15 protein-coding genes are annotated in these 12,767 nt (G+C 72.3%); 8 read left to right on the forward strand and 7 right to left on the reverse strand.

The features are described 5' to 3' along the window. Window positions 1–2 precede the first annotated feature (2 nt). Window positions 3–479, reverse strand: a complete 477-nt coding sequence (locus AC3EVP_RS22240) for a (2Fe-2S)-binding protein (RefSeq protein ID WP_335979691.1) — start codon at window positions 477–479, stop codon at window positions 3–5. Continuing rightward, window positions 470–1,357: an FAD binding domain-containing protein gene (locus tag AC3EVP_RS22245; RefSeq protein WP_435132166.1), complete on the reverse strand. Its 888-nt coding sequence runs from the start codon at window positions 1,355–1,357 to the stop codon at window positions 470–472. The genes AC3EVP_RS22240 and AC3EVP_RS22245 overlap by 10 nt, the downstream gene beginning before the upstream one ends. 402 nt (window positions 1,358–1,759) lie before the next feature. On the opposite strand from AC3EVP_RS22245, the gene AC3EVP_RS22250 reads away from it, so the two are divergent. The 4 genes from AC3EVP_RS22250 to AC3EVP_RS22265 all read left to right on the forward strand — a co-directional run bounded on the left by AC3EVP_RS22250 (window position 1,760) and on the right by AC3EVP_RS22265 (window position 6,254). Further along, entirely contained in the window at window positions 1,760–3,457 is a 1,698-nt protein-coding gene (locus AC3EVP_RS22250; RefSeq protein ID WP_435132168.1) for a PucR family transcriptional regulator ligand-binding domain-containing protein, read from the forward strand. A 364-nt stretch (window positions 3,458–3,821) separates the two neighbouring features. Next, the gene (locus AC3EVP_RS22255; protein ID WP_435132170.1) at window positions 3,822–4,574 is read left to right on the forward strand and encodes a hypothetical protein; all 753 of its coding nucleotides are present in this window, start codon (window positions 3,822–3,824) and stop codon (window positions 4,572–4,574) included. A gap of 168 nt (window positions 4,575–4,742) precedes the next feature. Further along, window positions 4,743–5,450, forward strand: coding sequence for an SDR family NAD(P)-dependent oxidoreductase (locus tag AC3EVP_RS22260; RefSeq protein WP_435132172.1), 708 nt, complete (start codon window positions 4,743–4,745; stop codon window positions 5,448–5,450). A 159-nt stretch (window positions 5,451–5,609) separates the two neighbouring features. Further along, window positions 5,610–6,254: a TetR/AcrR family transcriptional regulator gene (locus AC3EVP_RS22265; RefSeq protein WP_435132174.1), complete on the forward strand. Its 645-nt coding sequence runs from the start codon at window positions 5,610–5,612 to the stop codon at window positions 6,252–6,254. A 628-nt stretch (window positions 6,255–6,882) separates the two neighbouring features. Here AC3EVP_RS22265 and AC3EVP_RS22270 read toward each other — a convergent pair. After that, window positions 6,883–7,734 (reverse strand): DUF4253 domain-containing protein, encoded by an 852-nt coding sequence (locus tag AC3EVP_RS22270; RefSeq protein WP_435132177.1) that lies wholly within the window; start codon window positions 7,732–7,734, stop codon window positions 6,883–6,885. A gap of 341 nt (window positions 7,735–8,075) precedes the next feature. On the opposite strand from AC3EVP_RS22270, the gene AC3EVP_RS22275 reads away from it, so the two are divergent. Both AC3EVP_RS22275 and AC3EVP_RS22280 read left to right on the forward strand, forming a co-directional pair. After that, a complete protein-coding gene (locus AC3EVP_RS22275; RefSeq protein ID WP_435132179.1) occupies window positions 8,076–8,249 on the forward strand; it encodes a hypothetical protein in 174 nt (57 codons plus the stop codon). Between the two features lie 173 nt (window positions 8,250–8,422). Continuing rightward, complete coding sequence (locus AC3EVP_RS22280; protein WP_435132181.1) at window positions 8,423–8,665, forward strand: DUF6879 family protein; 243 nt, start codon at window positions 8,423–8,425, stop codon at window positions 8,663–8,665. 19 nt (window positions 8,666–8,684) lie between these two features. Here the strand turns inward: AC3EVP_RS22280 and tgmC are convergent, their stop codons facing one another. From tgmC to AC3EVP_RS22300, 4 genes are all read right to left on the reverse strand, one after another. After that, the gene (gene tgmC, locus AC3EVP_RS22285) at window positions 8,685–9,851 is read right to left on the reverse strand and encodes an ATP-grasp peptide maturase system methyltransferase (protein ID WP_435132184.1); all 1,167 of its coding nucleotides are present in this window, start codon (window positions 9,849–9,851) and stop codon (window positions 8,685–8,687) included. A gap of 113 nt (window positions 9,852–9,964) precedes the next feature. After that, window positions 9,965–10,240 carry a helix-turn-helix domain-containing protein gene (locus AC3EVP_RS22290; protein WP_335979705.1) on the reverse strand — a complete coding sequence of 92 codons (276 nt, stop codon included), beginning with the start codon at window positions 10,238–10,240 and terminating at the stop codon, window positions 9,965–9,967. After that, window positions 10,237–11,082: a helix-turn-helix domain-containing protein gene (locus AC3EVP_RS22295; RefSeq protein ID WP_435132186.1), complete on the reverse strand. Its 846-nt coding sequence runs from the start codon at window positions 11,080–11,082 to the stop codon at window positions 10,237–10,239. Before AC3EVP_RS22295 ends, AC3EVP_RS22290 begins: the two co-directional genes overlap by 4 nt. 224 nt (window positions 11,083–11,306) lie before the next feature. Beyond that, window positions 11,307–11,477 carry a hypothetical protein gene (locus AC3EVP_RS22300; protein ID WP_488179821.1) on the reverse strand — a complete coding sequence of 57 codons (171 nt, stop codon included), beginning with the start codon at window positions 11,475–11,477 and terminating at the stop codon, window positions 11,307–11,309. A 105-nt stretch (window positions 11,478–11,582) separates the two neighbouring features. Here AC3EVP_RS22300 and AC3EVP_RS22305 point away from each other — a divergent pair, with 105 nt between their 5' ends. Both AC3EVP_RS22305 and AC3EVP_RS22310 read left to right on the forward strand, forming a co-directional pair. Continuing rightward, window positions 11,583–12,422 (forward strand): helix-turn-helix domain-containing protein, encoded by an 840-nt coding sequence (locus AC3EVP_RS22305; RefSeq protein ID WP_435132189.1) that lies wholly within the window; start codon window positions 11,583–11,585, stop codon window positions 12,420–12,422. Beyond that, complete coding sequence (locus tag AC3EVP_RS22310) at window positions 12,419–12,628, forward strand: DUF397 domain-containing protein (protein ID WP_435132192.1); 210 nt, start codon at window positions 12,419–12,421, stop codon at window positions 12,626–12,628. The genes AC3EVP_RS22305 and AC3EVP_RS22310 overlap by 4 nt, the downstream gene beginning before the upstream one ends. Window positions 12,629–12,767: the final 139 nt, after the last annotated feature.

The following is a 12,767-nucleotide window of genomic DNA, read 5'->3' on the forward strand; positions in this document are numbered from 1 at the left end:
CGTCACACCGCCTGGCCGGTCCGGGCGGCCGCCAGGCGCACCGCGTCGAGGATCTTCTCGTAGCCGGTGCAGCGGCACAGGTTGCCCGACAGCGCCTCGCGGATGTCGCCGTCGGACGGTTCCGGGGTGCGCTCCAGCAACTCGTCGGCGGCGACCAGCAGTCCGGGGGTGCAGAAGCCGCACTGCACGGCGCCGGCGTCCACGAACGCCTGCTGCACGGTGGAGAGCCGGCCGTCGGGCCGCAGCAGCCCCTCCACGGTGGTCACGTCGCGGCCCTGCGCCTGTCCGGCGGCCACCAGGCAGGCACAGACCGGCACCCCGTCCAACCGGACCGTGCAGGACCCGCACTCCCCCTGTTCGCAGGCGTTCTTGGCGCCCGGCAGCCCCAGCCGCTCGCGCAGCACGTACAGCAGGCTCTCGCCCTCCCACACGTCGTCCGCCTCCTGCGGGCGGCCGTTGACGGTCAACGTCACGCGCATGACTGGCTCCTCGGGTCGCCGCGGTACTCCTGCCAGGCCCACCCCAGGGTGCGGCGGGCCATCACGCCGAGCGCGTGCCTGCGGTAGGAGGCGGTGCCGCGCACGTCGTCGATCGGGTTGGCGGCGCCGGCCACCAGCTCCGCGAACTGCGCCGCCACCGACGGCGGCAGGGGCCCGCGGCTGTCCCACAGCCCGGCCTCGTCCAGCGCGGCGGCGAGGAACTCCTCGGCGGCCCTGGCCCGGATCGGGGTGGGCGCGGCCGAGCCGATACCGGTGCGGACCGTACGGTCGGCCGGGTGCAGCGCCAGGCCCAGGGCGCAGACCGCGATCACCATCGCGTTGCGGGTGCCGACCTTGGAGAACTGCTGCGGGCCGGTCGCCCGGGGCAGGTGGACGGCCCGGATCAGCTCGTCGGGTGCGAGGGCGTTGCGCTTCACGCCGAGGTAGAAGTCGTCGATCGGGATCATCCGGCTGCCGCGGACCGACTCGGCCTCGACCTGGCAGCCGCCGGCCAGCAGCGCGGGGTGGGCGTCGCCGGCCGGTGAGGCGGTGCCGAGGTTGCCGCCGACCCCGCCGCGGTTGCGGATCTGCGGGGAGGCCACGGTGTGGGCGGCCAGCGCCAGCCCGGGCAGTTCGGTGCGCAGGTGCTCGATGATCCTCGCGTAGGGGACGGACGCGCCGAGCCGTACGGTCTGCTCGCCGGTCTGCCACTCCTGGAGTTCGCCGATGCGGTTGAGGTCCATCAGGTGGGTGGGCCTGCGGTGGTCGAAGTTGATCTCGACCATCACGTCCGTGCCGCCGGCGATGGGCACGGCGGAGGGGTGCTCGGCCTTCGCGGCGAGCGCCTCCGGCCAGCTCGCGGGGCGCAGGAATTCCATACGGGCCCTCCTGTCGGAGCGCGGGGCTCGGGGTCCGGGGTCGGACTCGGGTCGTGTTCGGGGTCGGACTCGGGTCGTGTTCGGGGTCGGGCTCGGTCAGGCTCGGGTCGGGCTCGTGGGTCCGGGCCGGCGTCGGGTCCGGCGGGGTCCGCTCCTGTGCTGTACACACGGGGTGCCGCAAGTACACGGCAGCGCGGCCGTTCGGGTGCAGTCACCGAACACATGAAGCGTTTGGCTGGCCGGGCGGCGGGTCTTGTACATTCCTCCGAAAGGGGCTGCCGCGGAAACGTCACGGCATCCCGCCGGCAACACCGGTGCCCCACACTTCGCGGGAGGCGGCGCCGGTGATCACCACGGCCGGCCCGCCGGTACGGACGACGAGGCAAGGGCGAGGCGAGGACGATGCGGCTGCGCGCACTGCTGGACACCGACGCACTCGGCCTGCGGCTGCTCGGCGGCGGTGACGAGCTGGACCGGACCGTCCGCGGGGTGATGACCACCGACCTGCGCGACCCCAGCCGCTACCTGAGCGGCGGCGAGCTGGTGCTGACCGGCCTGGCCTGGCGGCACGCGCCGTCCGACTCGGAGTCCTTCGTCCGGCTGCTGGACGCGGCCGGGGTGGCCGCCCTGGCCGCGGGCGACGCGGAGATCGGCACCATCCCGCAGGACCTCGTGGCGGCGTGCGCCCGGCACCGGCTGCCGCTGTTCGCGGTCGGCGAGCACGTGGCGTTCGCGACGATCACCGAGTACGTGGTCCGGCAGGTGTCCGGCGAGCGGGCCGGGGACCTGGCCGCGGTGGTGGACCGGCACCGGCGGCTGATGTCGGCGGGCCCGGGCTCCGGCGGCCCGGAGGCGGTGCTCGACCTGCTCGGTAGCGACCTGGACCTGCGGGCGTGGGTGCTCTCCTCGACCGGCCGGGAGGTCGCCGGCGCCGCGCACCCGCTGCCCGCCCCCGTACGGGCCGAACTGGCCGGCGCCCAGCAGGCCGCGAGCCGCACCGGGCGCCCGGCACCGTACCGGGTCGCCGCGCAGAGCGGCCGGGTCTACGCGCTGTTCCCGGTGCGGACCGCCGCGGGCGCCGACGTACGCGCCATGGTGCTGTCCGACTGGTTCCTGGCCGTGGAGGCGGACGCCGCGGACTGGCCGGGCGAACGGCTGGACCTGCTGCACGGGGTGGCGCAGCTCATCGCGGTGGAACGGGAGCGGCGGGACACGGCCCGGGCGGTGCGGCGGCGGCTGGCCGCGGAGGTCCTCGAGCTGGTCGGGAGCGGCGCGGCGGCCTCGGAGATCGGGGCGCGGCTGCGGGCCGCGACGCCGGTGCTGCTGCCGGGGGCGGGTGCGGTGCCGCAGTGGCAGATCGTGGTGGCCCGGGTGGACTGGGCGGGCGCGGGCGCCGAGGCGGCACCGCCAGGACCGGTCGCGCGGGCCCTGCTCGAAGAGCTGCTGGCGGACCCGGCCGAGGCGGGCGCGGGCGCGGCGGACCGGGTGGCGGTGGCGGTCACGGAGGACGAGGCGGTGGCGCTGGTGCCGCTGGAGGCGGCGCCCCGGGCGGCCGCGGACGGCGAGGACGGCACCGCCGACTCGCCCGCCCCGGGCCGGCCCGTCGTACTGCGGGCGGACCTGCTGCTGGCCGCCGTCCGCGGCCCGCTCGCCCGCGGCCTGGCCGACGACGGGCGCCTGACCGTCGGGGTGAGCGCCGCCGTGGACTCCCCGGAGGGGCTGCGCGGCGCGCTGGAGGAGGCGCGGCACGCCCGCCGGGTGGCCGCGGCCCGACCCGGCCCGGTCAGCGTCGCCGGGCACGACGAACTCGCCTCCCACGTCCTGCTGCTGCCCTTCGTCCCCGACGACGTACGCCGGGCCTTCACCGCCCGGCTGCTCGATCCGCTGCACGCCTACGACCGCAAGCACCGCGCCGAGCTGATCCCCACGCTGGTGGCGTTCCTGGACTGCGACGGATCGTGGACGCGGTGCGCGAGCCGCCTGCACCTGCACGTCAACACGCTGCGGTACCGGATCGGGCGGATCGAGCAGCTCACCGGGCGGGACCTGTCCCGCCTGGAGGACAAGGTCGACTTCTTCCTCGCGTTGCGCATGCGCTGAGCGGGCGCCCTGCCCGCGGTGAGCCCTCGGCGTGCGCGCGCCCTGCCCGCTCCCGGCCCCCGCCGTGCCCCCGCCGTGCCGCGCGGTGTGCGCCCCATGTGCGCCGTTCGTGCGCTCGTGAAAGTGATCCCTTTCACAAGAACTGATCGCCGACCCCTTGGCGCGGGCCCCTTCCGCGTGCTGGACTTCCGCCACCGCGCACGCGCCCGCACCCCGGGCGCGCCCCGCGACGTACTGCAACGCGCCCGCACACCACATCGAGACGTACGCGCCCATACGTGTACGGACAACCGAACACAGGTAGATACAGGCACACACACGCACTTGCTCGCACTGGCTCGAAGACGCGCTTGGGGGAGATGCTGTGGCGGACACCGCCTTGTCGGAATCGGTGGTCGGGGTACCGGATGTGCGGCGGCTGCGGGCCCGCGGCTGCTGGGCGGAGGCGGCGGCGCTGCTCGCGCCCTTCGCGGCCGAGGACGCCGGGGCCGCGCTGCACAGGGCGGAACTCCTGGTCGAGGCGTGTTTCTACCAGGTCGACGGGTGGGCGGAGGCGGAGGACGCGCTGCGGACCGCCGAGGCGCTGGCCGGCACCGACGACGAGCGCGGCGCCGCCGCCTCCGAGCGCGGCTGCCTCGCCTACGGCGCCACCGTCTTCTCGGTGCACGACCGCGCCGACGAGGCCCGGTCCGCGTTCGGCCGCAGCGCCGCCCTGCTGGGGCCCGGCTCGCCCGGCCGCCCGCTGCTGGACTTCCGGCGCGGGCTCGTCGCGGAGAACATCGCGCGGAACCCGGCCGCCGCCCGCGCCGCCTACCGCCGCGCCCACGCCGGAGCCGTCGCGCACGGCGACGCCCTGCTCACCTCCTCGACCTGGCGCCACCTCGCCGGGCTCGCCGTGGCCGAGGGCGACCTCGCCGAGGCCCGGCACGGCTTCGCGGAGTCCCTGCGGATCAGGGTCGCGCTCGGGCACCTGGTCGGCACCGCGCCCGCGCTGCTCTCGCTGGCCACGGTCACGTCCGACAGCGTGGAGTCCGGGCGGCTGCGCGCCGAGGCGGCCCGGCTGCACGCGCTCCTGGGCGGCGTACCGGTCTGGCTGGCCCCCGAGCTCGCGCCCTGACCGGCCCGTGCGGGGCGGGGGCGGTGCTGCCGCAGGGCGGGGAGTGCCGCGGCCGTGAAGCCGGGAGCGGGGGTCCTCGCGGGCCCCCGGTCCGGCAGGACCCGGGGCCCGCGGGACCCGGACAAGCGGGTCCTGGTTGCGCGCGGCGGCCCGGCGCAGGCTGGAGCCATGACCACCACACTGATCACCGGAGCCAACAAGGGGCTCGGCCGGGAGACCGCCCGCCGCCTCCTCGCCGCGGGCCACACCGTCTACGTCGGCAGCCGCGACCCCGAGCGCGGCCGGCGCACCGCGGAGGAGCTGGGTGCGCGGACCGTCGTCATCGACGTGACCGACGACGCCTCCGTCGCCGCTGCCGCCGCCGCGATCGAGGCCGACGGCGGGCTGGACGTCCTCGTCAACAACGCGGGCATCGAGGCGCGGACCGAGGGCAACGGCATCATCGGCGCCGCGGAGCTCACCGTGGACACGATGCGGCCGCTGTTCGAGACCAACGTGTTCGGGACGGTACGCGTGACCCACGCGTTCCTGCCGCTGCTGGGCCGCTCCGCCGCACCCGTCATCGTCAACGTCAGCAGCGGCCTCGCCTCGCTGACCGGGCTCAGCACCCCGGGCACCCCGGGCTACGCCTACCCGGGCGTGGCCTACCCGGTGTCGAAGACCGCGGTCAACGCGCTCACCGTGCAGTACGCGAAGGCGTTCCCGGAGATCCGGATCAACGCGGTGGAGCCCGGCTTCACCGCGACCGACCTGAACGGGCGTACCGGGACGCAGACCGTGGAACAGGGCGCGGAGATCATCGTACGGATGGCGCGGATAGGCCCTGATGGGCCGACCGGCGGGTACTTCGACGCCAACGGGACGCTGCCGTGGTGAGGGTGGGGTAGCCGCGGGGGGCTCCGCCCGGGCGGCCTGGGCGGGGCGGTCCGGGCCGGGGCTCCCCGGGTGGTCCGGGCGGGGCGTTGCCGGCGCGAAGTAGACTCCTGCGTGGCCGCTCTCCCACCTGCCCGGAACGGCACCACGAGAGGACGGCGCATGGCCAAGCGCGGCGCGGAACTGCGGAAGCACATCCTGTGGGCGGCGAAGGACGTCTTCCTGGAGATGGGCTTCGAGCGTGCCTCCATGGACGTCGTCGCCGCCCGCGCCGAGACCTCCAAGCGCAGCGTCTACGCCCACTTCGAGAGCAAGGACAACCTCTTCCTCTCCGTCGTGGACCTCGTGCGCGAGCTGTACCTCGAGCGGCTCGGCACCCCCGCCGACTACGCCGAGGACCCCACCGAGGCCACCGTGCTCTACTGCGGCCGCCTCCTCCAGATGCTGCTGTGGACCCCCACCGTGCGCACCTGCCGCCTGGGCATCTCCGAGGCCGCCCACCTCCCCCAGGCCGCCGCCGGCTACTACGACGCGGTCTTCGACGCCGCCCACGACCGCCTCGCCGCCTTCCTCACCGACCGCCTCGCCCTCTCCCCCGAGACCGCCGCCACCGCCACCCGCGACCTCATCGCCCACACCGTCCACCCGCCCTTCACCCGCGCCCTCTTCGGCGTCGACCCCTCCCGCGACACGCCCCCCGACATCGCCGCCCTCCCCACCCACGTCGACCTCCCCCTCCTCCGCACCGCCGTCACCACCCACCTCCCGACTCAGACGGCGAACGACCAGGCCCCGCCGGGCGCGTAGAGGCGGCGCTCCTCCCCGGCAAGCCGCTGTGCCCGACCTGCCACGAGAGCCGACCGCGTCGTGCGCTGTGTGTGGTCGCTCCCGCAAAGCCGGTACGAGCGCGCACAACGCGACGCGATGGGCCACCTTGGCCAAGCGCGACTGGACGGAGTACATCGCCACCCGCCGTGAGCCGAACGCCTGAGCTCGCTGATGGCTCCAGAGCCAGTGACCTGTCATGCTCCCTGCTCGTACTGAGCATTTCCCGGACGGATCGCACGCCAGAGACGTCTGAGGGCTTCCAGCTCAGTACGAGGAAAGTGCTCACCCCATTTGCCTCGGTGCCCGCGTTGTCATGCAGTTCGCCGTGGCTCAGCTCCACGATGCGAATCCACACCGTGGCGTCCTGCCGGTAAAAGACCCACCTGTAGGCGGTGGGCTCGGCTTCGAACTGCGTTCGGACCTCGGTCTGCCCGATCAGCCGGCGGCTGACGGCGTTCAGCAGGTCTTCCGGTGCATTGCTGATGGAGGACGCTGTGAGGTCTGCTTCCCGCTCGTGGTCGGCGATGGTGCAGTCGGCCCAGCCGCTGCCGCTGAGCCTCCAGGAAAGGCTCAGGTCACTCGCCATCGCGAAGCCGCCGACAGTTGGTCAGTCCCACCAGAACCCCCAGTCGTGGGCATTGACCAACTGCTTGGCGTATGCCGTGAGACTTCCGGACCCCTGCCAGACGTTGTCGGGGCAGAAGGCGAAGTGCTCGGCGGCGATGGCCAAGGCAGCGTCGACATCGGCGGGCGGGGCGGCAACGCTCAATTCGAGGGTACTGAAGCCGGCGCAGACCACACGCGCACCGAAGCGGTGCTCCCAGTCGCGTAGGACAGCGGAGAACACGGCCGTGTCGTTGTCGTAGTTGGCGGGCCCTTGCCAGCCGGCGGTGGTCAAGGCGGCAGCTCCGGAAGAGGCGGCGATCAGACCGAGGCGGAGCCAGGGACGACGACCAAGGAGCACCGCTGCGTACTCGTCGGCGAGCTGATCGGGATCGCACCGCTGATTGCCGCTTCGAGCGAGGCCCGGCCAGCTTCGGCCGAAGGGGGCGGTGACCGCCAGCTGTTGGTCCGGCGTGAGGTTGTCGTCGTCCTCGTGGATGTCGGTGTAACCGTGCCACCAAGAGGCGAGCAGCGAAGCCGGCTGATGGGCATCGGGCGAGGTGAGGGCCTCGGGAAAGAGCTCGCCGCTGCCCCAGGGCCGGTAGTCGTGTTCCTGGTGGTCGAGAGCGTCGAGCAGCAGAGGGAACAGGCCTGACTGCGAGTGCTCAGCGCGCAGGGAAGTGACAAGGTCAACCGTGGCGGGCCCGTCGCTGAGCCACAGACTGTGGATCTCGCCTCGGCCTTCATCGGACAGTACGGTCCGGCCGCTGGGCAAAGCAGTAGCGAGACGGTACCGGTCTGGGCTCTGCGTGCGGAACAGAGGGTGCAAGTCGCGCGGCAGGGGTTCGGAGATCACGCGGGAACGCTAAGGCATGCCCGGCGGCAGCTGGCGCGAGGGCGGCGTCCTGCCGCAGGTGGGCGAGCAGCCCCGGGTGCGCGAGGGACCAGCCGAGCAGGTCGCGGGCCTTACGGCCGACGGCGGGACTGTCGACGGCGACGAAGGGCGCGAGGTAGCCGAAGTGCTCCGCCGCGCGGCCCGTAGAGACCTCGGCCGTAGGCAGGCCCAGCCGGTCCGCGAGGACGTCGGCGATGTCGCGCACAGCGCGATGCCCTCCTCGGCGACGGCGTGGAGCCGAGTTCCCGGGGCCGCGGACGCACGACCGCGGCCGCCTGGCGCACCCCGGCCTCGAGGGCCTCATGGTCACCGAGGCCACCGCGTCGTACATCGCCCCCAGCCACACCGACCGCACTTGCCTGCACCGGCTGGCGACGGCGAGCAGCGCCTCGATCAGCGCGCGGCCTGGATACTTGTGGAGCAACCCCCTGCGGAAGATGCCCAGCGCGGCGAAGAAGGACATCCCCGACGCTTGATCTCATCGCCCCCGCCCTCACTCCCGAGCAGGGTGAACGCCTCACCCGGAGCGCCTACAAGCAGGAGTTCCGGGAACGGGAGGACGCGATCCGCGACGGGAGTTCCTGGAAGCTGGAACGCGGGCAGCACTTCGAGGAGCAGGGCAATCCGAAGAGTCGTCCTCGCCGATCAGGTGGCCGCGTCGGAGCGCGCCCATCCGCTCCCCGAACTGGTCGTCCTCGGCAGCAGCGTCCTGTTCCAGGTGCTGTACACCGAGACGGGCGCATCGAACGGCGCCATCCGCTACACCGACCGTGATCTGGTGACGCGCTGGGCGGACTACATCAAGGCGCTCCACGCGGCGGGCGAGGATGTGACCTCCTACGTCGACCGTGAGGTGGCGCACCTCGCCCCGCCGACGCTGAGCCCGGAATAGCCGGCCGGCTACGGGTTCGTCAGATCGGGAGGGCCCAGCCGGCGTCGGGGTCCGGGTCCGGTTCCGGGGTCGGGGCCGGGTTGAGGCGGACGCGCTGGGCGGTAGGCGTGACCGTGAGGGCGAACTCCTGCTGGTGCGGCTCCCCGGCAGCCTGCCAGCGCCGCACCGCCTCTTCGACCCGGTCCCACAAGCGGAGCGGCCCGCGCTGGACGACGGTCCACCCGCCCCGGGAGTCGGGGGCCGTACGCGCCTGGGAGCCGCTGGACACGTCCCAGAGGATCTGCTCCGCTCCCGCCCCCATACGTTCGGCCGAAGGCGCCGCGAGCTGCGCGACCCACCCGCCGGTCCACCCGTCGAGCACCGCCGGGTCGATCCGGCTCGGCCGCTCCTCCCCCGGCAGCAGCACCAGCGCCGGGCGCGGCGGCCGGTCGTGCGGCCGGGCGATCATGAAGCTGGTGAACCCGGGCAGGAACCGGCCAGTCGCCTCCCCGGGCCCGGTCACGTCCAGCAGCGCAAGGGCGTTGGCGTAGCTCCATCCGGAGAGGGTGACCAGGATCTTCCCGCCCGGCCGCACCTGGTGCAGCCACGGCAGCGGGACGTACCGCACCGAACAGGTGGCGATCAGCCGGTCGTACGGGCCCCCGCCCGGGTCCCCCCGCAGCCCGTCGCCGATGACGAGCCGGGGCGCGAACCCGGCCGCCGCCAGCGCCGCCGCGGCGGCACGCCCCACCTCCGGGTCGTACTCGACACTGGTCAGGCGGGCTTCCCCGAGCCGGTGGGCGCCGATCGCGGTCGAGTACCCCGTGCCCGTGCCGATCTCCAACACCCGCTGCCCGGGCCCGACATCGAGCTGCTGCCACATGCGCAGCACCAGCGACGGCAGGGTGGACGACGAGGACGGCGAGCCGGTCACCGCTCCCCCGGTCACGTCCTCGGGCCGGACCCGGCCGTCCAGTTGGGTGACCAGTGTCCGATCGGAGTAGATCCCCTCCAGCCACCCGGGCTCGCCCTCCCGTACGGCCCGGTACGCCGTCGGCACGCTACCCGCCACCGCGCGGAAGTACGACCCGACGAACAACTCCCGGGGCACCGCGGCGGCGGCCCCACGCCACTCAGGCTCCAAAAGGCCGCCCTCCTCGGCAAGTTCCGCCACCAACGCCGCCCGCAACCGAGCCGATGTACTCACGTGTCGTCGGGGACCTTTCTCCAAACCGGCCGCCGGAAAGAGCACCGGGCGATATCGGCAGAGTCGGCTGGTCGCATTCCGCGGTGCGGGCCAAGCCGAATCAAGGCCGAAGTTCAGCGTTTGCGTTCCAGGGCCACGATGGGGCAATTGAGGGCGTCGGCGATTTTCGCCAGGTTCGGGGGCGTGGCATTGCGCCAGCCCGATTCTATTTCGCCCATCAACTGCTCGGAGATACCGATCTCCGTGGCGAGTTCGCGTTTGGTGAGGCCGACCCGCTCCCGGGCCCACGTGACCGCCTCGGGTTCGTGGTTGAGGCGGGTGGGCCGGCGGCGGACTCGGCGCTTTCCGCCCGGCCGGGCCCCCGGGCCGGGTACGTCGCCGCGCCTCACGGACAACGGCCTTCCGCGCCATCGCCGTCGGCGGCGGAACACTCGTCCAGCAAAGCACGGAGAAACGCGAGGGATTCCGCCGGAACAAGCGCGGCGTCCCGCAGCGAGTCGAACGCGATCCGCAACGGCTCGACCTCTTCCGGGTCGTTGGTGAGATGCCCGTTCCAACTGCCCTGCGTGTACGCCATGCTGGCCCCGTCGCGCAGATAGACCAACTCCAGCGAGCTGCGCAGGTGATGCGGCCCGGCCCCGAACGGCACCACGTGCAGCGCGACCCCCGGCCGCTGCGCCACCTCGATCAGGTGCTCCAGCTGAGCGGCCCACGTCTTCGGGTCCCGCGCCTTGCGGCACAGCACCGCCTCGTCGATCAGCGCCCGGTAGTGCACCGGCTCCGGCCCGGACAACCGCACCTGCCGGCCGAGCCGCGCCGCGACCAGCTCCTCCGCCTCCTCGTCACCGAGCTGCGCCAGGTGCAACTGCTCCCGCGCGTACGCCGGCGTCTGGAGCAGATCCGGCACCGTGCTCACCGCGTACTCCTGAATGCTGGCCGCGTTCGCCTCGAACGGCGCCAGCCCCAGCACCAGCCGGTCCTTCGTCTCGCGCTTCGCCAGCCACCACAGCCGCTCCAGCAGGTCCCCGGTCCCGTACACCAAGTCCAGCGCCCGCGCCGCCTGTACGGTGCCGAGCCGCCCGCCCGTCTCCAAACGGTGCAGATACGACTGCTCGTACCGGCACTTCTCCCCGAGCTGCACCAGGCTCATCCCCGACTGCTCGCGCCGAAAGGCCAGTTGGTTCGCGTACAACTCCCGCGCCGAGAACCACCCCCATCCGCTCAGGTCCATTCCCTTCCTACCCCCGTCGCCCCCGTCAGCCATCCGGTTCTCCTTTATCCGATTATCAGTTCACGTTGACCCGACACCCACACCCGCGAACGCGTAATTGTGCGTAGTACGCCAAGAAGCGGCCTTGTCCGAACACGAATCGCGGCTATAAGGTCACTCCGTACGACGAAACGGGAACCATGTGGTCATCCCGCGTGGTTCCCGCTGCACGCAAGGGGGTGTGGCTAACCGACGCCGGCGCAACCGGCGTTACGACACCACTCGCACGCGCACGGCGGCAATGCCGAACTCGTGCACACGGGCACATTTTCCGGAGCAACCTTGTAGCGCTTCCGCACGGTAATGCGTTTCCCGGACTTCGCATCGATCCGATACACGGCCAGCGTCATGCCCATGGTTCGCTCCTCTCCGTGTCGGCTTCACCGCCGAGCACGTTCAGAGTGGCCTACGGACGTGGGCCCTTCAACTAATCAGAAACGAAGGAAGAGTCGGGGGTCGGCATGGTCAACATCAAACAGCTGAACCCGGAGAGCAGCCCGCGCGCTGCCTTCGGCGCCCGTATGCGCAGGTTCCGGGAGCAACAGGGGTGGACCCAGGAAGAGTTGGCCGTCCGAGTGGCATGTTCCAGCCAGCATATTTCGGCCGTGGAAACTGGTCGCAAGCCGCCAACTCTCGGCTTTGCGAGGGGCCTTGACGTTGCCTACGGAACGGCCAACGGCCCCAACTCGTTCGAGCGCGAGCAGATCGAGCTTCGGCGCGGCTCTCTGCTGGAAGGCTTCCCGGAGTTCGTGGGCTACGAGAGCCGGGCCACGGAGATCCGTCTGTTCGAGGTTGGCCTGATCCCTGGGCTACTACAGACGCGTGAGTACGCGGAAGCACTGGCCGACGGTGACGTGCAACGCGGCACCATCACCACCGATCAGGCCGCCGAGCGAGTCCTTCTGCTCATGGACAGGCAAGCCGCTCTGGTACGGGTCCACCCGCCAGTGATGCTCGTCGTCTTGGACGAGAGCTGCATTCGCCAGGCCGTCGGCGGCGCCGACGTCATGGACGCCCAGCTCAAGCGGCTGGTTGAGCTTGCGGCCCTACCCAACTGGATCATCCAGGTCTCGCCCTTCTCGGTGGGTGCCCGGCGCGCGTTCGACCTCCCACTCACGCTGCTGACCCTTGCCGACAGGTCCGTTGCCGCGTACGCCGAGTCACAGGTACAAGGCCACCTCGACAAAGAAAGCACGTTTGTACTGCCCAAACTGACGGCCTACCATCAACTACAGGCTGAAGCGCTGTCGCAGGCGGCATCCGTGGCCATGATCAACCAGCTAAGAAAGGGCACGTCGTGACGACCGAATCCCCCCGTTGGTTCAAGTCTTCGTACAGCTCCAACGGCGGCCAGTGCGTCGAGGTCGCTGCCAACCTCATCGCCTCGCGCGGTGTGGTCCCCGTCCGTGACTCCAAGGACCCGAACGGCCCGGCCCTGGACTTCCCGGCCGCCTCGTTCGCTTCCTTCGTGGCGAGCGTCAAGTCCGGCGAGTTCCCCCTCACCTGACCGCCCGCCCCACCAGCAACACTTCCCCACGGCCCCGTCGCCTCCCCCGCAACGGGGCCGTGCCGCACCCCCGCAAGGTGTCACCACCCGCGCCCCCGGGTACGCATCGACGTGCCGTCACCGACAAAAGGGGCACCCC

The organism is Actinacidiphila sp. bgisy144 (assembly GCF_057708105.1).